The 23678-nt window shown below is 65.6% G+C and carries 21 protein-coding genes; 8 read left to right on the forward strand and 13 right to left on the reverse strand.

Annotated features, from left to right (window positions below; translation table 11 throughout):
• Positions 1-110: 110 nt before the first annotated feature.
• Complete coding sequence (locus A7X65_RS08940) at positions 111-509, reverse strand: PaaI family thioesterase (protein ID WP_028144953.1); 399 nt, start codon at positions 507-509, stop codon at positions 111-113.
• 118 nt (positions 510-627) lie between these two features.
• On the opposite strand from A7X65_RS08940, the gene A7X65_RS08945 reads away from it, so the two are divergent.
• A complete protein-coding gene (locus A7X65_RS08945; RefSeq protein WP_063683967.1) occupies positions 628-1407 on the forward strand; it encodes a cobalamin-binding protein in 780 nt (259 codons plus the stop codon).
• Between the two features lie 124 nt (positions 1408-1531).
• Here A7X65_RS08945 and kynU read toward each other — a convergent pair whose 3' ends face one another.
• The 5 genes from kynU to A7X65_RS08970 form a co-directional block, all read right to left on the reverse strand.
• On the reverse strand, positions 1532-2734 hold the full coding sequence (gene kynU / locus A7X65_RS08950; protein WP_063684884.1) for a kynureninase: 1203 nt from the start codon (positions 2732-2734) through the stop codon (positions 1532-1534).
• An 8-nt stretch (positions 2735-2742) separates the two neighbouring features.
• A complete protein-coding gene (gene kynA, locus A7X65_RS08955) occupies positions 2743-3582 on the reverse strand; it encodes a tryptophan 2,3-dioxygenase (RefSeq protein ID WP_063683969.1) in 840 nt (279 codons plus the stop codon).
• Between the two features lie 30 nt (positions 3583-3612).
• On the reverse strand, positions 3613-4422 hold the full coding sequence (locus A7X65_RS08960) for an alpha/beta hydrolase (protein ID WP_063683971.1): 810 nt from the start codon (positions 4420-4422) through the stop codon (positions 3613-3615).
• A gap of 353 nt (positions 4423-4775) precedes the next feature.
• On the reverse strand, positions 4776-6053 hold the full coding sequence (locus A7X65_RS08965) for an ArgE/DapE family deacylase (protein ID WP_063683973.1): 1278 nt from the start codon (positions 6051-6053) through the stop codon (positions 4776-4778).
• Positions 6054-6105: 52 nt separating this feature from the next.
• Positions 6106-6831 (reverse strand): pyridoxamine 5'-phosphate oxidase family protein, encoded by a 726-nt coding sequence (locus A7X65_RS08970; protein ID WP_063683975.1) that lies wholly within the window; start codon positions 6829-6831, stop codon positions 6106-6108.
• A gap of 75 nt (positions 6832-6906) precedes the next feature.
• Here A7X65_RS08970 and pdxR point away from each other — a divergent pair, with 75 nt between their 5' ends.
• Together pdxR and A7X65_RS08980 are read left to right on the forward strand one after the other, a co-directional pair.
• A complete protein-coding gene (gene pdxR, locus A7X65_RS08975) occupies positions 6907-8388 on the forward strand; it encodes a MocR-like pyridoxine biosynthesis transcription factor PdxR (RefSeq protein ID WP_063684885.1) in 1482 nt (493 codons plus the stop codon).
• A gap of 66 nt (positions 8389-8454) precedes the next feature.
• The gene (locus tag A7X65_RS08980; RefSeq protein ID WP_063683977.1) at positions 8455-8700 is read left to right on the forward strand and encodes a DUF6719 family protein; all 246 of its coding nucleotides are present in this window, start codon (positions 8455-8457) and stop codon (positions 8698-8700) included.
• A 12-nt stretch (positions 8701-8712) separates the two neighbouring features.
• On the opposite strand, the gene A7X65_RS08985 is transcribed toward A7X65_RS08980, so the two are convergent.
• From A7X65_RS08985 to A7X65_RS08995, 3 genes are all read right to left on the reverse strand, one after another.
• Positions 8713-9075, reverse strand: a complete 363-nt coding sequence (locus A7X65_RS08985; protein WP_063683979.1) for a hypothetical protein — start codon at positions 9073-9075, stop codon at positions 8713-8715.
• Between the two features lie 31 nt (positions 9076-9106).
• Positions 9107-9271: a hypothetical protein gene (locus tag A7X65_RS42575; RefSeq protein WP_167358220.1), complete on the reverse strand. Its 165-nt coding sequence runs from the start codon at positions 9269-9271 to the stop codon at positions 9107-9109.
• Between the two features lie 637 nt (positions 9272-9908).
• Positions 9909-10457 carry a CreA family protein gene (locus A7X65_RS08995; protein ID WP_063683981.1) on the reverse strand — a complete coding sequence of 183 codons (549 nt, stop codon included), beginning with the start codon at positions 10455-10457 and terminating at the stop codon, positions 9909-9911.
• Between the two features lie 208 nt (positions 10458-10665).
• Here A7X65_RS08995 and A7X65_RS09000 point away from each other — a divergent pair, with 208 nt between their 5' ends.
• The 4 genes from A7X65_RS09000 (at position 10666) to A7X65_RS09015 (ending at position 14756) form a co-directional block, all read left to right on the forward strand.
• On the forward strand, positions 10666-12303 hold the full coding sequence (locus tag A7X65_RS09000) for a L,D-transpeptidase (RefSeq protein ID WP_063683983.1): 1638 nt from the start codon (positions 10666-10668) through the stop codon (positions 12301-12303).
• Between the two features lie 116 nt (positions 12304-12419).
• Positions 12420-12989 (forward strand): glutathione peroxidase, encoded by a 570-nt coding sequence (locus tag A7X65_RS09005; protein WP_063683985.1) that lies wholly within the window; start codon positions 12420-12422, stop codon positions 12987-12989.
• Positions 12990-13153: 164 nt separating this feature from the next.
• A complete protein-coding gene (locus tag A7X65_RS09010) occupies positions 13154-14185 on the forward strand; it encodes a polysaccharide deacetylase family protein (protein ID WP_063684887.1) in 1032 nt (343 codons plus the stop codon).
• 7 nt (positions 14186-14192) lie between these two features.
• A complete protein-coding gene (locus A7X65_RS09015) occupies positions 14193-14756 on the forward strand; it encodes a dihydrofolate reductase family protein (protein WP_063683987.1) in 564 nt (187 codons plus the stop codon).
• Between the two features lie 60 nt (positions 14757-14816).
• Here the strand turns inward: A7X65_RS09015 and A7X65_RS09020 are convergent, their stop codons facing one another.
• Positions 14817-17345, reverse strand: a complete 2529-nt coding sequence (locus A7X65_RS09020) for an autotransporter outer membrane beta-barrel domain-containing protein (protein WP_063683988.1) — start codon at positions 17343-17345, stop codon at positions 14817-14819.
• Between the two features lie 326 nt (positions 17346-17671).
• Between A7X65_RS09020 and A7X65_RS09025 the strand changes: the two genes are divergently transcribed.
• Entirely contained in the window at positions 17672-18787 is a 1116-nt protein-coding gene (locus A7X65_RS09025; RefSeq protein ID WP_063683990.1) for a helix-turn-helix domain-containing protein, read from the forward strand.
• Positions 18788-18814: 27 nt separating this feature from the next.
• Here A7X65_RS09025 and A7X65_RS09030 read toward each other — a convergent pair whose 3' ends face one another.
• The 3 genes from A7X65_RS09030 to A7X65_RS09040 all read right to left on the reverse strand — a co-directional run bounded on the left by A7X65_RS09030 (position 18815) and on the right by A7X65_RS09040 (position 23512).
• Complete coding sequence (locus tag A7X65_RS09030) at positions 18815-20197, reverse strand: outer membrane protein (protein WP_245323356.1); 1383 nt, start codon at positions 20195-20197, stop codon at positions 18815-18817.
• A gap of 238 nt (positions 20198-20435) precedes the next feature.
• Positions 20436-20888: a DoxX family protein gene (locus A7X65_RS09035; RefSeq protein ID WP_063683992.1), complete on the reverse strand. Its 453-nt coding sequence runs from the start codon at positions 20886-20888 to the stop codon at positions 20436-20438.
• Positions 20889-21202: 314 nt separating this feature from the next.
• Positions 21203-23512: an NADP-dependent malic enzyme gene (locus tag A7X65_RS09040; RefSeq protein WP_063683994.1), complete on the reverse strand. Its 2310-nt coding sequence runs from the start codon at positions 23510-23512 to the stop codon at positions 21203-21205.
• Between the last annotated feature and the right edge of the window lie 166 nt (positions 23513-23678).

Below are 23678 nucleotides of genomic sequence, written 5' to 3' on the forward strand. Positions count from 1 at the left end.
CCTAGGCTCCCTATATTGTGCATCGCAACAAGGTTTTCAAGGCGGGAGCCTGCCCAACTTAGCGGCACCGGAAGCGACTAATTCGTTAACAAAATCAAAGCCCCGTAATCTTACAGGACCAGCTGCGTCTGGGTCACGACGGCGACCAGCTTGCCGTCCTCGGTCTCCAGCCGGGTGGTCCAGACCTGGGTCCGCCGGCCCCGGTGGACCGGGGTTGCAGTGGCGATCACGGTGGTTCCCTCCTTGGCGCCGCCGATGAAGTTGGTCTTGCTCTCCAGCGTTGTCGTGCCCTTGGCGTCCTCCGGCAGGTTGATCACGGTCGCCGCCGCGCCGACGGAGTCGGCCAAGGCCATCACCGCGCCGCCATGGATGGTGTGGTGAAGGGTACAGAGGTCCGGCCGGACCATCATCCGCGCCACCACGCGGTCCTTCCCGGCCTCGACGAATTCGACGCCCTTGAGCTCGGCGAACGGCATCTTCATCGCTTTAAGTTTCTCGAGCGGCGTCATCGGATCTCCTCCCAAATCATTGTTGTCTCAACGTGAATGGCTTCGCGCCGCAAAGCAATGACGTCCGAGGTAATGCTCGCCGTGACATCCGCCGCGGCATCAGCGCATATGGTCCATCATGCGCCACTACCCGCCCCGCCGCATCGTCTGCCTGACCGAAGAGACGGTCGAGACACTCTATCTGCTCGGCGAGCAGGACCGCATCGTCGGCGTCTCCGGCTACGCCGTGCGCCCGCCGCAAGTGCGGCGTGAGAAGCCGCGGGTGTCGGCCTTCGTTTCAGCAGATATCCCAAAGGTCCTGGCGCTGGAGCCTGACCTGGTGCTGGCCTTCTCGGACCTGCAGGCCGGGATTGTCGCAGACCTCGTGCGCGCCGGCGTCGACGTCCACGTCTTCAACCAGCGCGACGTCGCTGGAATTCTTGCAATGATCCGAACGCTGGGCGCACTGATCGGTGCCGCCGGGCGCGCGGAGGAACTCGCTCAAGGCTTGGAGACGCATCTCGCCGCGATCGCGGCAACACCACGCCCCTCGCCGCGCCCAAGAGTCTATTTCGAGGAATGGGACGATCCGCTGATCTCGGGCATCGGCTGGGTCTCCGAGTTGATCGAGATTGCCGGCGGTGAGGACGTGTTTCCGGAGTTGCGACATCGGCAGGCGGCAAAGGATCGCATCATCCCGGCGGAGGCGGTGCGCGAGGTCGCACCCGACGTAATCCTCGCCTCCTGGTGCGGCAAGAAGGTCGTCCCTGCCCGCATCCGCGCGCGCGACGGCTGGAGCGAGATTCCCGCCGTCCGCGCGGACCGCATCATCGAGATCAAGTCACCGATCATCCTGCAGCCGGGACCGGCAGCGCTCACGGACGGGCTCGATGCAATCGTTGCGGCTTTGTGGGGATAGCACTCCCGATCTCTCCGCCGTCATTGCGAGCAAAGCGAAGCAATCCAGACGGCCTCTGCAGAGAGATTCTGGATTGCTTCGTCGCAAGGGCTCCTCGCAATGACGCCGCGAGAAATTGCCTTCCTCACGTCACGGCGTTCACGACCTGATACTCCGGCCTACGCCATATCTCGTCTTTGATCACCTCCTCGATGATCTCCGCCGCCCGCACGATCTCGGCTTCGCCGATGTACAGCGGCGTAATGCCGAACCGCATGATGTCGGGCGCGCGGAAATCGCCGATGACGCCGCGGGCGATCAGGGCCTGCATCGCGGCGTAGCCGCCCTCGAAGGCGAAGGAGACCTGCGAGCCGCGGCGCTCATGGGCGCGCGGGGTGACGAGCTTCAAGGACGGGCAGCGGCGCTCGAGCTCGGCGATCAGGAGATCGCCGAGCGCCAGCGATCGCGCCCGGACTTCCGCGATATCGACGTGGTCCCAGATGTCGAGCGAGGCCTCCAGCGCCGCCATGGCCAGCACCGGCGGGGTGCCGACGCGCATGCGCTCGACGCCGCCGGCGGCGGCATAGGCAAGCTCGAACGCAAAGGGTTTTGCGTGGCCCATCCAGCCCGACAGCGCGGCGCGTGCGGTATCGGCATGGCGCGGCGCGACGTAGAGGAAGGCCGGCGCGCCGGGACCGGCGTTGATATATTTGTAGGTGCAGCCTGCGGCGAAATCGGCGCCGCAGCCGGCGAGATCGACCGGCAGCGCGCCGGCCGAATGCGCGAGGTCCCAGACGGTGACGATGCCGAGCGCATGCGCTTTCGCCGTCAACTTCGCCATGTCGTGGCGGCGGCCGGTGCGGTAGTCGACCTCGGTGATGTACAGGACAGCGACCTCCTCCGACAGCGCAGCCTCGATCTCCTCCGGTGCCACCAGGCGCAATTGATGGCCGCGCCCCAGCGTCTCGATCAGACCCTCTGCCATGTAGAGATCGGTCGGGAAATTGCCGGTGTCCGACAGCACGACCTTGCGCGATGCGTTCATGTCGAGCGCAGCCGCCAGCGCCTGGTAGACCTTCAGCGACAGCGTGTCGCCGACCATCACGGAGCCGACTTCCGCCCCGATCAGCCGGGCGATGCGGTCGCCGACATGGCGGGGCTGCGCGTACCAGCCTGCGGTGTTCCAGGCGCGGATCAGCTCGTTGCCCCACTCGGTGGTGATGACGCGGCTGACGCGCTCGGCAACGCCCAGCGGCAGCGCGCCGAGCGAATTGCCGTCGAGATAGATCACGCCGTCAGGCAGATGGAACAGGGCCTTGGTGTCGTCATAGACGCGATATCTGGTCATGGACATTTCTACAGGATGGTGCGGACGCGCCAGAGCTCGGGAAACAGCTCGACCTCGAGCATGCGCTTGAGATAGCTGACACCGCCGGTGCCGCCGGTACCGCGCTTGAAGCCGATGACACGCTCCACCGTCGTCACGTGGTTGAACCGCCAGCGCCGGAAATAATCTTCGAAATCGACGAGCTTCTCGGCGAGCTCGTAGAGCATCCAGTGCGTCTCCGGCGCCTCGTAGACAATACGCCAGGCCTGCAGCACGCCCTCGTTGAAGCTGTGGGTCTCGCGGACGTCACGCGCGAGCACGGCCGCCGGCATCTTGAGCCCGTTGCGGTCGGCAAGCCTGAGCACCTCGTCATAGAGGCTGGGCGTCGCCAGCTCCGCCTCGAGCAGTTTTGTCGTTTCCGCATCGTGCGCGTGCGGCTTGAGCATCGCATGATTGCGATTGCCGAGCAGAAATTCGATCAGCCGGTACTGGCGCGACTGGAAACCCGAGGACTGGCCGAGCTGAGAGCGGAAGCGCGTGTACTCGCTCGGCGTCATCGTGCGCAGCACGTCCCAGGCGTTGTTGAGTTGCTCGAAGATGCGCGACATCCGCGCCAGCATCTTCATCGCGGGGGCAACCTCGTCTTTGGCGATGGCGCGGCGCGCGGCGCTGAGCTCGTGGATGGCGAGCCGCATCCACAGCTCCGTGGTCTGATGCTGGATGATGAACAGCATCTCGTCATGCGCTTCCGACAGTGGATGCTGCGCGCCGAGGATCGCATCCAGCGCCAGATAATCGCCGTAAGACATGCGCCGGGCGAAATCGGTCTCGGCGCCTTCTTTGGTGGGATCGTAATCGCTGGACGTCATGGCTGGCCCTTTCGATCGATCGTACCGTGCCTAGTCGAGGCCGATCAGGCGCGCGGTGATCGGCGACGACGGATCCTTCAGTCCGTCGATGACGGTGAAATGGTTCAGCCCGGGATCGACGACCAGACTCGTCGGCACGTCGAAACCGGTCCAGACATTGGCCATCAGGTCGGACTGGCGGATGAATTCGGGCCGCTCGCTGCCGCCGACCCAGGCGGTCACGGGCGAATGTCCGCGCGGCAGATGCAGCGCGGCGCTTTCGAGCGTCGCCTCCTCCATGGTCATGCGCAGCGTCTCGTTCATCTTCGTCTTCAGCAGCGGCCGCAAATCGTGCAGGCCGCTGATCGAGAGCGTGCCGGCAACGCGGTTGAACACGGCAGGCTCGAGCCGGCTGTCGTCGCACAGCATGCGCGTCACGAGATGGCCGCCGGCGGAGTGTCCGGCGAGCCGGATCGGGCCGGCGGAGATCGCGGCCGCCTTCGCGATGGCGGCCGCGATCTCCGCCGTGATGTCGGAGATGCGTGCGCCAGGCGTCAACGTGTAACTCGGCAACGCCACCGTCCAGCCATGGTGCCGGGCGCCTTCGGCCAGATCGGTCCAGGTCGATTTGTCGAAGCGCATCCAGTAGCCGCCATGGACGAACACGACCAGCCCCTTGCTGTCGCCGTCGGGCAGGACCAGGTCGAGCCGCTGCCGCTCACCGGAGCCGTAGGCGATGTCGGCGCGAAGATCCTCCAGCCCGGCACGGTAGGCCGCCGCCCGCTCCGCCCATTGCGCGGGCATCTTGTCCGAGCCCGGGATATGGGCCGAATTGGCGTAAGCATCATCCCAATCGCGCATCGTTCATTCCTCGGCGGACTCAAGGCCCCGCGACCACGCGCCAGTCTGCCACCGGGAGGGCCGGCATCCTAGTCTTTATTTTAAGCTTAAAGGATTTGGCGAGCCGGTGGATTGGGCAGCGGAGCGGCAAGATATTTCCGCCGTCATCGCGAGGAGCGCACCGACGAAGCAATCCAGGCTTCTCCTGCGGAGGAAGCTGGATTGCTTCGCTGCGCTCGCAATGACGACGGATACAGTGCCGTAGGGTGGGCAAAGCGAAGCGTGCCAACGCATCTGGTCATGTCGGAGAAAAATCGTGGGCACGGCGCAAGCGCGCCTTTGCCCACCCTACGGCACCGCGGACGGAGCGCCCCTTACGCCTTCTCCACCCCGCACCATTCCGCGATGAACAGCGCCATCGCCTTGGTGCTCTTCTTCAGCGAGTCCAGGTCGACATACTCGTTGAAGCCGTGCATCTCGCCGCCGCTGGCGCCGAAGCAGAGGCTCGGGATGCCGTGGTTCAGGCCGTAGAAGCGGGTATCAGTCAGCGCGGTGAAGACGAGATCCTCCGGCATGCCGCCATAGACCTTGTTGAAGGCCTTGCCGAACGCCGCCTCAGGCTCCGCCGCATTGGTCAGCTCATAGCCTTCCGACAGAAAGCCCGACCATTCGATCTCGGGCGGATTGTTGGCAAGGAAGCGGTGATTGCGCGAGGCCGCCGCGACGCACGCCGCAATCTCCTTCTGGTGATCGGCGACCGACCAGCCCGGCAACACGGCGATGCGGCAATCGACGTCGCACCAGGCCGGCACGCTGGAGGCCCAGTCGCCGCCCTTGATGATTCCGGGGTTGAAGTTGATGGGATGGTTCAGCGTCTTGAAATGCTTGTCGGCCTTGGCGCGCTCGTTCCATTCGATCTCGAGCTTCTGCAGCGCGTGGACCAGATGATAGGCCGCCATGATCGCATTGGAGCCCGAGCCGGCAAAGGCGACATGGGTCGGATGCCCCTTCACGCGCAGGCGGAACCAGATCACGCCGACCTGCGAGCGCACCATCTTGCCGCCCGTCGGCTCCGGGATGAAGCAGGCATCGGCGCGATAGCCGCGCTGCAGCGTCGAGAGCGCGCCGACGCCGGTGCTCTCCTCCTCGATCACGGACTGGAAGTGAATCCGCGCCGTCGGCTTGAGGCCCGCGGCCTTGATCGCATCGAGCGCATAGAGCGCGCCGATGGTGCCCGACTTCATGTCGCAGGCACCGCGGCCGAACATCTTGCCGTCCTTGATCACGGGCGAGAACGGCGGCGTCTCCCACAATTCCAGCGGACCCGCCGGCACCACGTCGCAATGGCCCTGGAGGATCAGCGATTTGCCGGCCTCGGTCGCGGGACGGTAGGTGCCCACTACGCTGCGCGCCTTCGAGAAATCGTGCTCGATCGGGCCGAAGCCGCGCAAATCCTTGAGATCGTCGACCTTGATGTGCCAGTCGTCGACCTCGTAGCCGCGCGCGCGCAGGAGGTCGCCGATCATGTCCTGGCACGGCCCCTCCGCCCCGCGGGTCGAGGGGATCGCGACGAAATCGCGTGTGGTCGCAAGCTGGGCTTCGAAGCCGGCGTCGACGGCGTCCAGAATCCTTTGCTGCGTTTCGGCATTCATCAGGGCAACTCCAGGCATTTCATTCCTCAGGGAGCGCGCAAGCTAGCCGATTTCAGCCGTTCGGGTACTCCACAAAATAAGCATCCCGCAATGCATCTTCGAGCAGGCGGCCTTCGGAATAGCCATCGAGCGTCGCAGGCCGGCGCACGCCGTCGAGCAGGCGCGTGCAAGGTTCCGGCGCGCCGAGCACGGTGCGCACCGGAATGCGCTCGGCATAGATCGGCAACGCGTAATCCTCGTCGTCGTCGGCCACACCCTTGGCGCGGATTTTTGCCGAGGCCTCCTCGATCTCCATGGCGATAAAGGAGGTCGCCTTGATCTCCTGCGTGCTGCTCGCCCGCAGGCTCGCGGTGCGGTCCGGGAAGAAGCGGTCGACCATGGCGATCACCGCCCGCTCCTTCTCGGCGGGGTCGGTGACGAGATAGGCGGTGCCGAACGCCATCACCGCGCGATAGTCGGCGGAATGATTGAAGCCGCAGCGCGCCAGCACCAGGCTGTCGAGATGGGCGACCGTCAGGCAGACGCGCTCGCCTTTGGTCTGGTTGCGCAGCATGCGGCTGGCGCTCGAGCCGTGCCAGTAGAGCCGCGTGCCCTCGCGCCAGAAGAAGGTCGGCGTGCAATAGGGCTGGCCGTCGATCGCATAGGAGACGTGGCACAGCATCGAGGAATCCAGGATGCGGTGAACCGTCTCATGATCGTAGAAGCCCCGGTCGTGACGGCGCTTGACCTGGTTGCGCGCTGAGGTCGGATAGGAATTTGGGCTCTCGGTCTGGCTCACGGCCGCTCCTGTCGGGATTGGAACAATTCCTGAGCAGTTGTAGCCATGGATTTGGTCTGCGATAGTTCCAATTCCATGCGAAAAATTCCGACCAATTCTCCGGCCAAATCGCCCGCGCCCGCCAAGGCCGAGCTGCCGCTCGATCTCAGCGGCCCGCACATCACCGCCGGCGCCTCTTCGGCGCATCGCCTCTATCAGGCGCTGTGCGAGACGATCGTCTCCGGCCTCGTCAAACCCGGCGAGCCGCTGCCGCCGTCGCGGACGCTGGCAGCGCAAACCGGCTTTCGGCGCAACGCCGTCGTCACCGCCTATGAGCGCCTCATCGCCGACGGCTTTGCCGACGCTACGGTCGGCTCCGGAACATTCGTCGCCGCGCGGATTCCGGCGCGCACGGCCGGGCCGAAGCAGGCGAAGGTCGTGGTCGACGCGCCCCGGCAAGGCGCGTTCTCGCTCGGCTGCACCCATATCGACGAGCGCGCAGTGCAGCGCTTTCGCGCCTTCGTCGGCCGCCGCATGCGCGCGTTCGGCTCCGAGCACCTGCACTATGGCGATCCGCGCGGCAGCCGCGAGCTGCGCGCGGCGATCGCCGACCACCTGCTGTCGGCGCGCGGCCTGCGCTGCGATCCCGATCAGATCATGCTGACGTCAGGCACCCTGCATGCGCTGCGCATCGTGCTGAGTGCGATCCTGAAGCCCAACGATCAAGTGTGGTGCGAGGACCCCGGTTACCCTGCCGCGCGAAAAACCATCGCGCATTGCGGCTACCGTGCCGTGCCCGTTCCCGTCGACGAGCACGGCATGCGCGTCGCCAAAGGACGAACTGCGGGGCCGAATGCCCGCGCGGCCTATGTGACACCGTCGCATCAGTTCCCGCTGGGCGTGCAGATGTCGATGCCGCGGCGGCTGGAGCTCTTGGACTGGGCGAGGCAAGCCGGCGCCTTCGTGCTGGAGGACGATTACGACAGCGAGTTCCGCTATGACGGCGCGCCGCTGATGTCGCTCGCCGGCATCGATCATCTCCAGCGCGTGATCTACATGGGCACCTTCGCCAAGACCCTGTTTCCGGGCCTGCGCATCGGCTATTGCGCCCTGCCCGAGCGGCTGATCGGCGACGTCACCGACGCGCGCGCCGCGCTCGACCGCTTTCCCGGCACGCTGATGGAGGGCGCGGTCGCCGACATGCTCAATTCCGGCGCGTTCGCCGCAAACCTGAAGCGCGTCCGGAAGCTCTATCGCGAGGCGCGCGATGCGCTGGCCGGAACGCTGGAAGCGGTATCCGACGGCGCGCTGTCCGTGCCGGTGCCGTCACAAGGCCTGCATCTTGTCGCCCGGTTCGATCCATCGGTCGAACTGTCGGTCGCGGCAGAGGCCAAGCGGGCCGCGGGCGCTGAGGGCTGGCTGCTCGCCGACACCTATTCGCGGACGCGCCCACTGCCCGGCTTCGTGTTGGGATTTTCGGGGCATGCGGTTCCCGGGCTCGTGGCTTCCGCCCAGCGGCTCGCGCGGGAATCGCGGATCGCGTTGCGCGCGAAAGGCAGGCCGGCCCGGCGGGCGTAACCAACTTCCCTATCAGAATCGCCGATCGCTCCCTACATTGCGGCATCCAGTTCGGGAGCCTTCACGATGTCACTGCGCCGCGCGGCCTGCCTTTCGCTTCTGATCTCCATCGCGCTTGCCTCGACGGCGGGCGCAGCCACTATCGGGCGCGAGCAGGACATCGTGGATCTGAAGCTCGGCCAGCGCGTGCTCGTGGATGACGGGACCTGCCCTGCCGGTCAGGTCAAGGAAGTGCGCGGCGCGAAGATGACCGACAAGGGCGTTGCGCGCACGGCCTCCTGCGTGCCGCGGCACGGGCCGAAAACGAAATGATGATCTGAGAAGTTACTTCGCCGGATCGAACATGCACTGAAGCGTCGGCTTGGCGATCTTGGTGAAGGTCGGGCCGATCTCGCTCTGCTTTGAGGTCGGCACCCAATCGGTCTCGATCGTGGGCACGCCGGTCTCGCTGATGCCGCGCAGCAGCGCTTCGCGCAGGTCGCGGTCCTCGACGACGGCGGCGGCGTGGTCATGCAGGCAGCCGCACACCTCTTCCGGGTGCTCCCAGCGCCCGAGCATGCGCGGCGCACATTGACGGACGAATTCGCTGCGTGGATCGGGCAGACGCGAGGGCGCGCGTACCTGCGCCTGCACGGAATTGAATGTCAGAAGGCAGATGAACGCTGCGGCGCTGAAACGAAGCGACATGATGGTGCTTGCCGGCTGATTTCTTGCGGGATCAGAAACGCGCGGCGACGACGATCGGCTGCTGCGCCGGCGTCATGACCGGCGTACCGCTGTACTGGAAGGTGCCGACACCCGGCAGATTGCCGTCGGGCATGCCCGCGAACGAGGAACCGGCCAGCACGAAGCCGAAAGCAAGGATGAAGCTGAGCGCGCGCATGGTCTTGTCCCTCAATTCCGCAGCCGACGATCCGCCGTCGTCGTTGCGAAGCTGATAACCATGGGCGGTTTCGCGCGTGATGCGCCAAAAGCCGAAAATGGTTTCATCTTCCTGCGAATTGTTTCGTCCGCCTCGAGCCGACGAAACAATTCTCGGAAAATGCCAATCATTTCAGAGAGGGGACCCGACGGCTCAAAACCGCCCGCCGGGTCCGGATCAGCGCGAAACGGCGCCGGCGCGCAGGCGCCGTCATGCGCCCGCCTTACACGCTTCACATGCGTTTTACGTTTTTCTGCTGAAGAGAAGCCAAACGAAGGCTGGATCCTGTCGAACCGGGAACGCTTCGGCCGCGACCCAAGCCATCGAAACCGAGACGCCTGGGATCACCGGGCGCATTCACGTGAGGAATGGCCATCATGATGGCACGAGATCGCGCAACGCCGCGCGAGGCGGACCAGCGGACGGACCGCGGAGATCAACCGCCGGTTCGCAGCGGCGCCACTTCGGGGAGCGAAATGGCGCTGCAATCGAGTCGCGGCTATGAGGCCACGCCGCAAATGTTCGTACGGTTGACCGGCTCGCATCTTGCGACACCGCGCGCCGGTCGCACCGTCGTTACTGAGTGAACGGAAGCGCGTCACTGAGTAAAGAACTCACCGCATTTCTGGACGTTGGCGTCGGTCGGCCCCCACGGCATGATTGGCACGGTCGAGGTCGAATTCTTTGGCGAGCCTTCGATCAGCTTGTCCGAATAGACCATGTAGACCAGCACGTTGCGCTTGGCGTCGCAGCCGCGCACGATCTGCATCTTCTTGAAGAACAGCGAGCGGCGCTGACGGAACATGTCGTCGCCCTGCTCCATCTTGTTCTTGAACTTGATCGGGCCGACCTGGCGGCAGGCGAGCGAGATGTCCGAGACCTCCTCGGCAAGGCCGAGCCAGCCCTTGAACCCGCCCTTCTCCGGCACCGTGAAATGACAGGCGACGCCCTCGACCTCGGGGTCGTCGAGGCCATAGGTCGCAAGCTTGTCGTTCGGGCTCATCCATTTGAACACGGTGGAGCGGCGGAAGATCAGATCGGGCTCGTCGGCAGCTTGGGCAGACATTGTGGGCAGAGCCACGGCCAGGAGGAATAAAGCGAGGCCTTTCAAGCGGATGCCCGAAAGACCGGGGAAACGAGATGACATGAAGTTCTCCGGTAACAAGTCCTGGCAATGTAGGTATCGTCTGGCGGGTCAGGAAGACGACGGGGAGCCGGGCACGGCCGCCGTTTACCGCTCCGTGAGGCTTTTTTGCTACGTCTTGGACAAAAGTAGCTGATGGCAGAACCGCCTTGCTGGTGAACGCGTATCCCCTCTGCGAGACTAACGTCTGATTTGGATTATGGATTCGAGGATGAACAGCGTGAACGGGTCCGGTTTTGCTGCCAAGCCGACGCGGCTCTGGCAGGTCGCCATTCTGACGGCGGCGGGTGTGCTCGGTACGGCGAGCCAGGCGGACGCGGCGTTCTACTACTGGACGGATTATTCCGACGGGTCCTACGCCTCCCGGCAGGATCGGCATCCCGACTTCCCGCGCCAGAAGCCGCCGCAAAAGCGCGGCGCAGCGGGCAAGAAGGCGATCGTCCCCGAGAAGGAAGCCGGCACCAAGCCGCAAGGCCCCCTCGTCATCGTCGTCTCGATCGAGCGGCAGAAGGTCACTGTCTACGATACCAACGGCGTGTTCGCGGAATCCCCGGTGTCGACCGGCATGAAGGGCCATTCGACGCCGATGGGTGTGTTCAGCGTCATCCAGAAGCACAAATTCCACCACTCCAACATCTACAGCGGCGCGCCGATGCCGTACATGCAGCGGATCACCTGGTCCGGCGTCGCCATGCATGCCGGCGTGCTGCCGGGCTATCCCGCCTCGCACGGCTGCATCCGCATGCCGATGGCATTCGCGGTGAAGATGTGGAATTGGACCAAGATGGGCGCGCGCGTCATCGTCTCACCCGGCGAGATGACGCCGCACAGCTTCCAGCATCCGCTGCTCGCTTCGGTGCGCGTGCCGCCGCAGCCCGCGGCGAGCCTCGAGCCGCAGACCAATGTCGACGACAAGAGCGACAAGGGTGCCCCCGCCAAGGTCACTGAGGGCAAGCCAGTCGAGACCAAGACCGCCAGCGCCGACGCGGTGCTGGAACTGCGCTCGTCGGTCGGCCACACCGTGATGTCGGACGTGACCACGGGTAACGCGCCGGCGCGCGATGACGTGGCCGCAACGGCTGACAAGGTTGACGCGCCCGCGAAGTCCGAGTTGAAGACCGCCGAGGCATTGGACGCGGCCAAGCCGGCGAACGCCGAAGCCAAGCCCAGCGAGACCGCGGAAGCGCCCAAGGCGCCCACACAGACCGATGACAAGGTCGAGACGGCCAAGAGCGACACGCCGAAGTCTGACGCGCCAAAATCGGAGCCTGCGAAGACTGAAGCTGCCGATGCCGCCAGGAAGCCCGATGCGGCAACTGCCTCGCCCGACCCGAAGAAAGACGAGACGCGCATCGCCGATCCCGCGCCGGCGGCAAAGCCGGACGCCCCCAAGCGGGCCGGCCAGATCGCCGTCTTCATCAGCCGCAAGGATTCCAAGGTCTATGTGCGGCAGAACTTCGCGCCGCTGTTCGAGGCGCCCGTGACGATCGCCGCCAGCGACCGCCCGCTGGGCACGCATGTCTTCACCGCCGAGATCGACAAGGCCGACGCCAATGCGCTGCACTGGTCGGTGGTGTCACTGCCCGTCACCGCCCGCTCCGCTGCGCGCGAGGACGACGGCCGCGTGACGCGCCGCAAGGGCGGCGCCGCCGTGATCCCGGTCGCCGCAAAGCCGGTGGTGACGCCGGACAGCCCGGCCGAAGCGCTCGACCGCATCTCCGTGCCCGCCGACACCATGGCGAAGATCAACGAGATGCTGACCACCGGCGGGTCGATCATCGTCTCCGACCAGGGCATCAACCAGGGTGAGACCGGCGAAGGCACCGATTTCATCGTCCGTCTGTACTAACCGTTTTCGAGCGACGTCAGCACTGACGTCCCATCGCTCCCGATAACGCGGTGTTGACGAGGCAGGTCGCAGCCGCGGAGTAACATGCGCCCCGGATCATTTCGGGGGACACCGTCATGATGAATCGCAGGACCATGCTCGTCGCAGCGCTCGCAGGCACTGTCGCGCCGGTGACGCGCGCATTCGCCGATGGCGGCATGAGCCGGGTCTCGGCCTACGCCTTCTCCTTCCCCGCGCTGTCAGGCGACGACATCCGCCTCGCCGCATTCACCGGCAAGCCGCTATTGGTGGTGAACACCGCATCGCTCTGCGGCTACACCCCGCAATATGCGGGCCTGCAGGAGCTCTGGGGCGAGTTTCGCGCGCGCGGGCTTACCGTGATCGGCGTGCCCTCCAATGATTTCGGCGGACAAGAGCCCGGCGGCACGAGCGAGATCACGGAGACCGCACACCACCAATATGGCGTGACCTTCCCCATCGCAGCCAAGGCCGTCGTGGTCGGCGCGAAGGCGCATCCGTTCTACAAATGGGCGGCAGAGGCGCGCCCACGGGAAGTTCCGCGCTGGAACTTCCACAAATACCTGATCGGCCGTGACGGCTATATCGCCGAGGTATTTCCGTCCGCGGTCGAGCCGGCCGACACACGGATCAAGACGGCCGTTGCCAAAACCCTCGCCGATACGTGACGCACGCTGGCCCAATCCGGTTGGGCACAATTGTGGCGGGATGCCAAACAGGCGTTGCCATGGCGATGGCCCACCATCTAGGCTAGGATCGTTTGGGGCAGGACGGTTTTGCCGGAGGCAAAAAGCCACGGCGGAACAACGGGATCAATCTCGAGGACAACACCATGCGTGTGGCGGCAGGACTGATTTTGGCAAGCGCGATGTCCGTTGCGATGACGGGCGCCGCATGGTCGCAGACCCCGGCCGCAAAGCCCGCGGCCGCAACGCAAGCCGCACCTGCGGCAGCGCCGGCCGCCGCCGCACCGCCCGCTGCAGCTCCGGCAGCTGCGCCCGCCGCCGCTGCCGCCGCGCCGGCAGGCTTCGTCAATCCGCCCCCGCCGAAGCAGGCGCCGCAGCCGGCGCGCGCGGCCTGCAACACGCAAGGTGCGCTCGGCGTTGCCCGCACCGTCGAGATCGACACCACGGGCGGCCCGGGCTTCGGCTTCGAGCATTTCAAGGAGCTCGACTTCCTGCGCGACAAGGAGGTGGTGCTGACCTTCGACGACGGCCCCTGGCCGAAGAACACGCCCGCCGTGCTGAAGGCGCTCGCCGACGAATGCACCACCGGCATCTTCTTCTCGATCGGCAAGCACGCGACCTACGAGCCCGAGATCCTGAAGCAGGTCTACGCGGCCGGCCACACGGTCGGCACCCACACCTGGTCGCACGCCAATCTCAACAACAAGAAGCTCACCGAAGCCCAGCGCAAGGAAGAGATCGAGAAAGGTCTTTCCGCGGTGAAATGGGCGCTCGGCGGCATCTCGCCCTCGCCGTTCTTCCGCTTCCCGGCGCTGCAGCACCCGCCGGAGATGGTCACCTATCTCGGCAACCGCAACACGGCGATCTTCTCCTGCGACATCGACTCCTTCGACTTCAAGGCCTCCAAGCCCGAGAAGGTGGTGGAGACCGTGATGAAGAAGCTCGACAGCAAGGGCAAGGGCATCATCCTGATGCACGACTTCCAGAAGCACACGGCCGAAGCCCTGCCCGAACTGCTCAAGCGCCTGAAGGCCGGCGGCTACAAGGTGGTGGCGATGCGCGCAAAATTCCCGGCCTCGACACTGCCCGAATACGACCAGGAGCTGATGAAGGACATCAAGCTGCCGACGGTGAGCAGCCGCCCGGTCAATTCCGTGGTGACGACCGTTTCCGAATAGCCGGCACTTGTCTCTTCGTCTCGAAGGCTACGTCATCGTCTCTGCGGACGGCATGCTCGCCGACGCGAGCCATGTCATGCCCGACACCCTGAAGTTCGAAGGCGACAAGCTGTTCTTCGAGCAGGCGCTCGATCGCGCCGCATTGATCGTGCACGGCCGTCGCTCGCACGAGCAGCAGCCGAACTCGCCGAAGCGCAGGCGCCTGATCCTGACGCGCAAGATCAAGGCCCTCACCGTCGATCCCGAAATGCCCAATGCGACGTTGTGGAATCCGGATCACGCGAGCTTCGAGGAGGCCTGTGCCTTCGCCGACGTCGCGTCCGGCATGGTCGCGATCATCGGCGGCCCCGTCGTGTTCGACATGTTCATGGACCGCTACGACACGTTCTGGCTGTCGGAAGCCCCGCACCTGCGCCTGCCCGGCGGCGAAGGCTGCTTCGTCGGCGTTCCCGAGCGAACGCCGCATGAGGTGCTGGCCTCACATGGAATGAAGCCGGGCGAACCATACCTGCTCGATGCGGCGCATGAGGTCACCGTGACGCCGTGGCGGGCGGCGCGAGGCGCCACCTGAACTTCTAAAACAACCCCATGCACAATACGGGTATCAAATTACCCATTTCTATCGCCTCGTCTACCACGCATATCGGACGACGCCTTTTCCCGTATAGGCCCGCGTCACGCTCGAAAACTCGCCCTCGAGGGTCGCCGCGGCTGACCAGCCGCTCTGCCATCGCTTTTCAAGAGCGGCCGTGAGAAGCGCGGAGTCCGCGGCCTGCGCAGCGCCGTTGACGACGAAGCTGGCATCCGGCAGCGCCTGAAAGGTCGCAGCGATCGCCCGGTTCGGATTGAAATCATGCGCCCAGGCGAGACGTCCGCGCAGCGTGAGGACGCCATTGGTCGCGGCAACCACTCTGTCGGCGCGGAAGCCGAGCTCGGCACGGGGATCGGTGACGCTCTTCGAACCATAGGCGAGCGCAAACGCGTTGCTTCCCGACAGCACAGCCTCGGCATAGCCGGGCAGCGCGATGGTGGTGAACTGCCCCGCCGCGTAGGGCGTCAAGCCGACATTCATCCATGGCGGCGCGAAGCGATGGCCGGTCTCGACCCGACCCGACCAGGCGTTGGCATTGAACTCGGCCCGCAACCGGTCCGAGCCGGAGATGGTCACCGTGCGGTCTGTGGTGACGTCCTGCCAGCCATAAGCCAGCGCCGCGGCGACATAGGCCGGGCCGTTCACGTGGCGCAGATACGCGCCGGCCTGGAACAGGTCGGAGCGTCCTCTGCCAAGCCCGTTCACGGCAAAATTGGTCCCGCCGCCGGCCAGCGCAAAGCCGGCTAGCGTATCGGCCGAGAACCGGTAATCGGCCCCGACGGCGGTCCCAAACACGCGACTCGTCGCATCGTTCGATCCGAGCGCGGCGTGTCCGTTACTTTCCTGCGCCCCGCCAAAGCCGGACGCCCACACCGACCAACGTGCAGCCTCAGGGCACAGGCGCGGCTTGCCGCGCTGCTCCGGCACGGCGCAATCCGGTACGCTGCGATCGGCGAGCAAGTTGACGAACTGCCCCATCGCCTCGAACGTCGTCTGCTGCACGCGCGTTGCAAGCTCGCCGGAGGCTTGCGTCAGGCCTCCAGCCGACAATGCGGCATAGACGCCGGGAATGCCGCCATTCCGGTTGAACGAGTTCGTCAGCCCGTTACCGACATTGCGCTGGTTGACGTTGAGGTGCGGCGCGATCGCGAAATCGAGCGCGAGGTTGAGATAGACGTTGTTGGCGTCGTAGCTCAGGCTGCTGTGGACGTTCGACGGCAGACCCGTGTTGAGGAGCGACGCAAACGTTCCGGACACACCGCCCGCTGCGCTGAGGATCGTATAGGTCTTCGAGACGTAGCTGCCCGCAGCAAACACCGCCTTCACGGTGGCACCGCCGAGATCCGCCGTTCCCGTGACCGTCGTCGAGGCGGCAACGGACGGGTTCACCTGCACGAGGTAGAACGCGCCGGACGCGAAGGCGAGACTGCCGTCGAGCGTCAGCACCGTGCCGGCGCTGCCATTGCCCGGCGCCAGCGTGCCGCCGCTGTCGACCGAGACGATCGGCGAGACGATGCTGCCAGTCCCCATCAGCACCGCGCCGGACTGCACGGTCGCCGACGAGGTCCCGTTGAGGGAGCCTTCGACGTCGAGCACGCCGCCGGCAACGATGGTCCCGCCGGTGTAGGTGCTCGTGCCGGTCAGGACGAGCGTGCCCGTGCCGACCTTGGTCAGCGAGCCGCCCGAGCCCTCGCCACTCCCGCCGTCCTGCAACACGCCGGCATAGGCGGTCGAGAGATTGTTGCCGCCAACCTCGAGATTCGTCGAACCGAGATAGATCGTGCCGGAGCCCTCGATCGAGCCCATCGTGACGCTGGGCGCGGTGCTGGACGATATGTCGACATAGGCATTGTTGATGAAGCGCGCCGTACCGCCGCTGCTGCTGTCCTGGAGGTAGATGATGCCCGAGCCGGAATTGGTGATCGTGGCATTGCCGGCCGTAGCCCCGCTCATGAACGTGACGGTGCCGAAATTGTTGATGCTGGAATTGCCGGCGGTGCTGGTGTTCTTGAACGAGATATCGCTGTCGCTGTCGTTGTTGATCACGGCGCTGCCGGCCGTGGCACTCTGGGTGAAGGAGAGCGAACCATTGTTGACGTTGATGGTCGCGGTCCCCGCGGTACTGCTGTTTCCGAACCTGACACCGCTGACATCGATGTTGAGGACAACGCTGCCACCGTTGACGACAATGCCGGCGCCGAGAAATCGCAATGACACCTCACCATCAACGGTGATGACGTAGTTTCCCGCGTCGGAGTTGAAGGTCCATCCGCCGACCGATTGAATCGTCATAATGCTGAGATTTGTGATGGTGGACGCCCCGAACGAGGCGGTGCCGTCAGGAACGCTGCCGCCGCTCCAGTTCGATCCCGCCGCATAGACGTCCGAGCCGGGCGTGGCGAGCCAGGTCGCATCGATCGCTTTCGCGGGGGATGCGACCATCACCAGCGCCGCCGTCACCAGAGCCGAAGTGCCGAGCAAGGTGGTCAACGACCGCGCCGATGCACGCACCCACCCGTCAGCGGACCGGGCTCCGAAGACCGTCCCGAGATCACCACGCAACACCATTCCAGCCCTTAACCCCGCCTTCGGCATCATGCCGTCGTGGACCCGGTCTCCCGCTGCCCTGGGGCGCTATTCGAGCCTCCACGAGGTAGCGTCAATGCGAGCAAGCGGCCTGGAAACGCCGCATCAATAGACTGAGACAAACGAGCAAGAGCCCCGGGGGCTTCGGGGCGTGACGGGCACGCGGATCGGACGCTGAGTACCCAACGATACCGGCGGGATTCGCATACAAATGATCCGCTTTCCCTCTGCCGGAGATCGCCCTATACCCCGGAGCCGGCTTCCCCGGCTGCCCCTCCCAAGACGATCGATACGCGACCACGACCACCATGAGCGACAACGGCACAACCACACGTCCGAAGGACGCCTCCGGACTGACGGGCGATGCTGCCCCGGCCTCATCCCAGCTCCCGGCCTTCGGCTTCACGGCCGACCTGATGGATCCAAGCGCGAACATCGCGGCCTGGCGGGAGGCCATCGCGACGCTGTTCGACGTCGACGAATTGGCTGCCGACGAGCCCGGCCCGTTCCGTGCCGACGTCAGTTCCTACGCCATGGGGCCGGTGCTGATCGGGCTGAGCCGTGCCAGCGGCCAGCGTTTCCGCCGCACCCCCGAGACGATTGCGCGCAGCGGCGTGGACCACATCATCCTCCAGCTCTATGTGGCGGGTGGCTTTGACGGCGTTGCCGGCGCCCGGCCGGTTCGCGTGCGCGCCGGCGACATCTGCCTGTTCGACCTTGCCCAGACGCTGGAGACCAGGGCGACCGCCTTCGAGAATGTCACCTTGGTCGTGCCGCGCCCGATGTTCGGCACGCATCTGCTGCGGGTCGACGATTTGCACGGCCTCGTCCTGCCCGCGAGCGGCGTGATCGCAAGGCTGCTTGCGGGGCACCTCAGCGCCCTGTTCGAATTTGCGCCGCGCATGACGCTCGACGAATGCCAGTCGGTGGTCGAGGGCACGGTCTCGCTCCTTGCTGCATGCTTGCGCAACGAGCTCGAACGCGTCGAGGCCGACGCGGAGCAGCCCGTCACCGCGGGACCGTCCCTGATGCGCATCCGCCAGCATATCGAGGCCAGCCTTGGCAGCGACGATCTGTCGGCCAGTTCGATCGCAACCCGCTTCGGCTTGTCACGGGCCTCGCTGTACCGGCTGTTCGCGCCGGTCGGCGGCATCGCCGATTACATCCGCAGCCGCCGGCTGCACCGCGCCTTCTTCGACCTCGCCAATTCCGATGCGCGCAACTTGAGGATCAGCGAGGTCGCGCGGCGCTGGCAGCTCGGCACCGACGCGCATTTCACGCGCTCCTTCAAGGCAGCCTATGGCATCACGCCGCGGGCAGCCCGCGAGGCCGCACTGCTCGGCGTGCAGCGCGGCAGTGATGGAGCGGGCGGCGCGACAATTTCCCGCTGGATGCGCGAGATCGCGCCACCGAGCCCGGACTGATCGCTCGTCCTCCCCGCGCAACAGGACCTACGGCGTCGGCAAATGATAGACCAGCGATCCGCGCAGCGTGTGGATCGTGCCGCCCGCGCTGACGCTGGTGAACAAGCTGTCCGTCAGATCGTCGCGCGTCTCGACATGCGTCAAGCGATATTCGGCACGGGCCGAGATCCTGTCGCTGAAGAAGCGCTCGAAACCGCCGCCAACAGTCGCGCCGTGATATTCACGCTCGGGGCTGGTGCTGACAAATCCCAGCAGATTGTAGGTGACGCCGCGTGCGGTCGACCCGCTATAGCCGCCCAGCACATAGACCAGCGTCTCTGGCGAGACGAGATAGCCGGCGCGCCCACCGACGGTCCAGGCCCACTTCACCGACGCGAGATCCGACGTGATCGTCGCGCCTCCGCCCGTTGCCGTGACGCTGGCCCCGCCGTTCGTCGCAAGATCGATCAGGCCGAACGCACCAATCACCCATTTCGGTGCGATCTGTCGATCATAGCCGATGGTGAAAGTGCCGCCCACATCGGCGCCGCCGAGACCCTCGGCGTTGAAATCCAGTGCCCCGGGAATCGATGCCGCCACATGCGGCGTGATGGCATCGCCACCGATGCCTGCGCCGACATAGACACCCGTCCAGGCCGGATTGAGCGCCGGCGCGGCAGCCGTGGTCGCAGGACCGCCGAATTGACCAAAGCGGTAGGCCGCACCGATCCGGATCACGTGCTCCGACAGGTCGGTGGTCCAGACCGCGCCGAGCGGATCGACCGTCGTGTTGCGGCCGAGCCCGACATAGCGATACTCACCGCGCAGCGACACGTTGCCGGCAAGACGATACTCCACGCCCGCGCCGACCGTATAACCATGCGAGGTCTGTGCCGGCTCCTGCACCGTTAGGGAGGGGCCGCCCCCGAGGATCACGTAGCTCAGATTCCAGTTGTTGATGCGCATCTGGCTGTAGCCGGCGAGCCCGTAGAGCAGGATATCGGGTGTCGCCAGAAATCCGGCGCGGCCGCCGATGGTCCAGCCCTGGTCGAGCGACGGCATGCCTGCGGTCACGTTCAGCCCCAGGCCATTGCCCCCGACGTTCACAATCGTCCGCTGCCGCGACCAGTCGTAATCGACGAAGCCGCCGACCACGAAGCGCGGCGCAACCTGGACGTCGAAGCCGGCGAACGCCGACAATCCAAGATCAGCACCCTGCAAGCCGTCGAGGCCGAACAACGAAGGGCCGCCGCCGACCGGCGTCAGGTTCGAGCGCCCCGACATGAAGTCGAAACCAAGTCCTGCGCCGATATAGAACTGGGTCCAGTTCGCCACCGGAGCAAGTCGTGACGGCGCCTTCACGGGCAAGTCGGCTGCGCGTGCGGCCGTTACGGCAAAGGCGGCGACCTGCGCGGCTCCGAGCAAGGTCACCGCACGTACCAGCCGTCGCTTCGAATGTACCAAGTCTCGCCCCTGTCGCCCCGTGCCGGTCGCGCCCATGCAACCGGTCGAGCCGTCGTATTCGGTTCCGGGAGAGTCCGACAAGGCTAGAAACGCGCGCGCTCCTCAACGCCCGCCATTTTGCGGAACCGCTGTGATCTCAAAGCCATAACGTGTGAATGAAGGTTCACGCCACGCGCATCTGCGCGTGCGGAGGATGCCTCGTCGGCTACACGTCGCCGTAAGCCGCCTCGGCCGGACGCGTGGTGCGGCCATAGCCGATGATCATGCAGAGCGCACCGATGATCGAGAGGTTCTTGAGCGCGTCGACCAGCATCTTGGCGTTGTCGGGCGGCACCTGATTCCAGAAATCGTAGAACAGGACAGTCGCAACGGCGACGTAGACGATCAGCAGCATCGCGAAGAAGCGCGCGCCGAAATTCAGCGCGATCATCAGCCCGGCGATGATCTCGAGCCCGCCGACCGCAATCGCCAGCAGCTGCGGCGTGGTCATGGCGGTCGCCGTCTCGACCTGCTTGGCGTAGGGCGCGATCGCGTCGGGCACCACGACCTTGGTGGCGATGTAATCGGCCGTTGCCTGGATGGTGAAGAGCTTGGTGGCGCCCGTGTAGATGAACAGCACGGCGAACAGGATCCGCCCGAAAGTCACGAACGCTGGCATGATCGGCCTCTTGGCTCAGGCTTTTTGAAATCGGAACTTGGACTACGCGATTATGGAGAGTCCGTTTGCGGTTTTCAAACGGGGAAATGGAAAACTGCGAGCAATTCAAAAGTTGGCGGCGCGGGTGTGTCCCTCTCCCCTTGTGGGAGAGGGTGGATCGCCGCGAAGCGGCGAGACGGGTGAGGGGTTTCTATCGGCATGGGCAACTCTCGCGATCGCGGCTCGCGGAGAGATACCCCTCATCCGGCGCTACGCGCCACCTTCTCCCACAAGGGGAGAAGGATTTGCACCTCCCGCGCGGCGACAGCTCGCCCTTACGTGAACAACGTCGGCTGCTGCCTCGCCGCGCGCTCCTGCGCTTCCACGACTGCCACCGCGGTCATGTTGAGGATGCCGCGCGCGGTCACCGAGGGGGTGAGGATGTGCGCCGGGCGCGCCGGGCCGACCAGGATCGGACCGACGGGCAGCGCGTCCGCCAGCGACTTGATCATCTGGTAGGCGACGTTGGCGGTGTCGAGCGTCGGCATGATCAAGATGTTGGCCTCGCCCTCGAGCTTGGAGTGCGGCAACACCATGCGGCGCGCGGCGGCGGAGAGCGCGGTGTCGCCCTGCATTTCGCCGTCGGCCTCGATCTCCGGGTGCTTCTCCTTCAGGAGCTGCGTCGCCCGGCGCATCTTGCGCGAGGATTCAGTGTCGTAGCTGCCGAAATCGGAGTGCGAGACGAAGGCGATCTTCGGTTTGATGTTGAAGCGCTGGACGTGGACCGCGGCGAGCGAGGCGATCTCGGCGAGCTCCTCCGCGCTCGGATTGGGGCGGACCTGCGTATCGGCGATGAAGAAGGCGCCCTTGCTGGTGATCAGCAGAGCCAGCGCGGCGTAGTCGCTGATCCCCGGCGAGAAGCCGACGATCTCGCGGACGTGGCGCAGATGGCTCATGTAGCGCCCCTCGACGCCGCAGAGCATCGCATCCGCCTCCCCGCGCGTCACCGCGAGCGCAGCGATGACCGTGTTGTTGGTGCGCACCACCGTGCGCGCCGCATCCGGCGTCACGCCGCGGCGGCCGGCGACCTCGACATAGGACTGCACGTAGGAGCGGTAGCGCGGATCGTCCTCGGGATTGACCAGATCAAAATCCTTGCCCGCCTTGATCGACAGGCCGAAGCGCTTGATGCGCGCCTCGACCACGGAGGGACGGCCGACCAGGATCGGGCGCGCCAGCTTCTCCTCCAGCACGACTTGCGTCGCGCGCAGCACGCGCTCGTCCTCGCCTTCGGCATAGATCACGCGGACCGGCTGGGTCTTGGCCTTGGCGAACATCGGCTTCATGACGAGGCCGGAGCGGAAGGCGAAGCGCTCGAGCAGCGCGGTGTACTCGTCGAAATTGGTGATGGGCCTCGTCGCGACGCCCGATTCCATCGCAGCCTTCGCCACGGCCGGCGCGATGCGGAGGATCAACCTGGGATCAAAGGGGCTTGGGATCAGCGAGCCCGGGCCGAAGCCCTGCGTCTCGCCGGTGTCAAACCCTTGCGCGACCGCATCGGACGGGGCCTCGCGCGCGAGCTGCGCGATGGCTTCGACCGCGGCATGCTTCATCTCCTCGTTGATAGCGCTGGCGCCGACGTCGAGCGCACCGCGGAAGATGAAGGGGAAGCAGAGGACGTTGTTGACCTGGTTCGGATAGTCGGAGCGGCCGGTGCAGATCATCGCGTCGGGGCGGACCTTGCGCGCCTCCTCCGGCATGATCTCCGGCGTCGGGTTGGCGAGCGCCATGATCAGCGGCTTGTCGCCCATCGCCTGCGCCATCTCCGGCTTGAGCACGCCCGGTGCCGACAGCCCGATGAAGATGTCTGCGCCGCCGATGACGTCGGCGAGCGTGCGCTTGTCGGTCTTCTGCGCATAGACCGCCTTCCAGCGGTCCATCGAGGTGTTGCGGCCCTCATGGACGAGGCCGTCGATGTCGCAGACCCAGATGTTCTTGCGCTGCGCGCCCATCGACACCAGCAGGTTCAGCGTCGCGATCGCCGCGGCCCCCGCCCCCGATGCCACGATCTTGACGTCGGACAGCTTCTTGCCGTTCAGCCGGAGGCCGTTGGTGATGGCGGCGGCGACGATGATGGCGGTGCCGTGCTGGTCATCATGGAAGACCGGGATCTTCATGCGCTCCTTCAGCCGCGCCTCGATCTCGAAGCACTCCGGCCCGCGGATGTCTTCCAGATTGATGCCGCCGAAGGTCGGCTCGAGCGCCGCCACGGTCTCGACCACGCGGTCGATGGTGTCGGCTGCGATCTCGATGTCGAACACGTCGATGCCGGCGAATTTCTTGAACAGGACGGCCTTGCCCTCCATCACCGGCTTGGAGGCCAGCGGGCCGATATTGCCGAGGCCGAGCACCGCGGTGCCGTTCGAGACCACGGCGACCAGATTGGCGCGGGTGGTCAGCGTGGCGGCCTCGGCCGGGTTCTTGGCGATCTCGGTGCAGGCGGCGGCGACGCCGGGAGAATAGGCAAGCGCGAGGTCGCGCTGGTTGGCAAGCGGCTTGCTTGCCTGGATCTCGAGTTTTCCGGGGCGCGGCAGACGATGGTAGGCGAGCGCCGCCTGGTGGAGATCATCAGAATAGGACGACATGCGGTGTCTCGCTTCGCGTTACCGGCCTCAAAATGCACGATCCGGAGCGGTCGTCCAAGCGGGCGATATTTCCGGGTCGTGGAAACGGGATGAAGCACGGCCGCAGGCCCGGTGGCAACATCCGATTGCGCCCCCATCAACAGGGCGCATGGTCAAATATCTGATA

The organism is Bradyrhizobium stylosanthis (assembly GCF_001641335.1).
GTDB lineage: Bacteria > Pseudomonadota > Alphaproteobacteria > Rhizobiales > Xanthobacteraceae > Bradyrhizobium > Bradyrhizobium stylosanthis.

Excerpts from the sequence above, each read along its gene's own strand:
- A7X65_RS08980 (WP_063683977.1), top strand. The coding sequence starts at position 8,455 with ATGTCACTGCGCCGCGCGGCCTGCCTTTCGCTTCTGATCTCCATCGCG.
- A7X65_RS09010 (WP_063684887.1), top strand. The coding sequence starts at position 13,154 with ATGCGTGTGGCGGCAGGACTGATTTTGGCAAGCGCGATGTCCGTTGCG.
- A7X65_RS09035 (WP_063683992.1), bottom strand. The coding sequence starts at position 20,888 with ATGCCAGCGTTCGTGACTTTCGGGCGGATCCTGTTCGCCGTGCTGTTC.
- A7X65_RS08995 (WP_063683981.1), bottom strand. The coding sequence starts at position 10,457 with ATGTCATCTCGTTTCCCCGGTCTTTCGGGCATCCGCTTGAAAGGCCTC.
- A7X65_RS09020 (WP_063683988.1), bottom strand. The coding sequence starts at position 17,345 with ATGGTGTTGCGTGGTGATCTCGGGACGGTCTTCGGAGCCCGGTCCGCT.
- A7X65_RS08960 (WP_063683971.1), bottom strand. The coding sequence starts at position 4,422 with ATGCGCGATTGGGATGATGCTTACGCCAATTCGGCCCATATCCCGGGC.
- A7X65_RS08965 (WP_063683973.1), bottom strand. The coding sequence starts at position 6,053 with ATGAATGCCGAAACGCAGCAAAGGATTCTGGACGCCGTCGACGCCGGC.
- A7X65_RS09000 (WP_063683983.1), top strand. The coding sequence starts at position 10,666 with ATGAACAGCGTGAACGGGTCCGGTTTTGCTGCCAAGCCGACGCGGCTC.
- A7X65_RS42575 (WP_167358220.1), bottom strand. The coding sequence starts at position 9,271 with ATGCGCGCGCTCAGCTTCATCCTTGCTTTCGGCTTCGTGCTGGCCGGT.
- kynU (WP_063684884.1), bottom strand. The coding sequence starts at position 2,734 with ATGACCAGATATCGCGTCTATGACGACACCAAGGCCCTGTTCCATCTG.
- A7X65_RS08945 (WP_063683967.1), top strand. The coding sequence starts at position 628 with ATGCGCCACTACCCGCCCCGCCGCATCGTCTGCCTGACCGAAGAGACG.
- A7X65_RS09025 (WP_063683990.1), top strand. The coding sequence starts at position 17,672 with ATGAGCGACAACGGCACAACCACACGTCCGAAGGACGCCTCCGGACTG.
- kynA (WP_063683969.1), bottom strand. The coding sequence starts at position 3,582 with ATGACGTCCAGCGATTACGATCCCACCAAAGAAGGCGCCGAGACCGAT.
- A7X65_RS09040 (WP_063683994.1), bottom strand. The coding sequence starts at position 23,512 with ATGTCGTCCTATTCTGATGATCTCCACCAGGCGGCGCTCGCCTACCAT.
- A7X65_RS09005 (WP_063683985.1), top strand. The coding sequence starts at position 12,420 with ATGATGAATCGCAGGACCATGCTCGTCGCAGCGCTCGCAGGCACTGTC.
- pdxR (WP_063684885.1), top strand. The coding sequence starts at position 6,907 with ATGCGAAAAATTCCGACCAATTCTCCGGCCAAATCGCCCGCGCCCGCC.
- A7X65_RS08940 (WP_028144953.1), bottom strand. The coding sequence starts at position 509 with ATGACGCCGCTCGAGAAACTTAAAGCGATGAAGATGCCGTTCGCCGAG.
- A7X65_RS08985 (WP_063683979.1), bottom strand. The coding sequence starts at position 9,075 with ATGTCGCTTCGTTTCAGCGCCGCAGCGTTCATCTGCCTTCTGACATTC.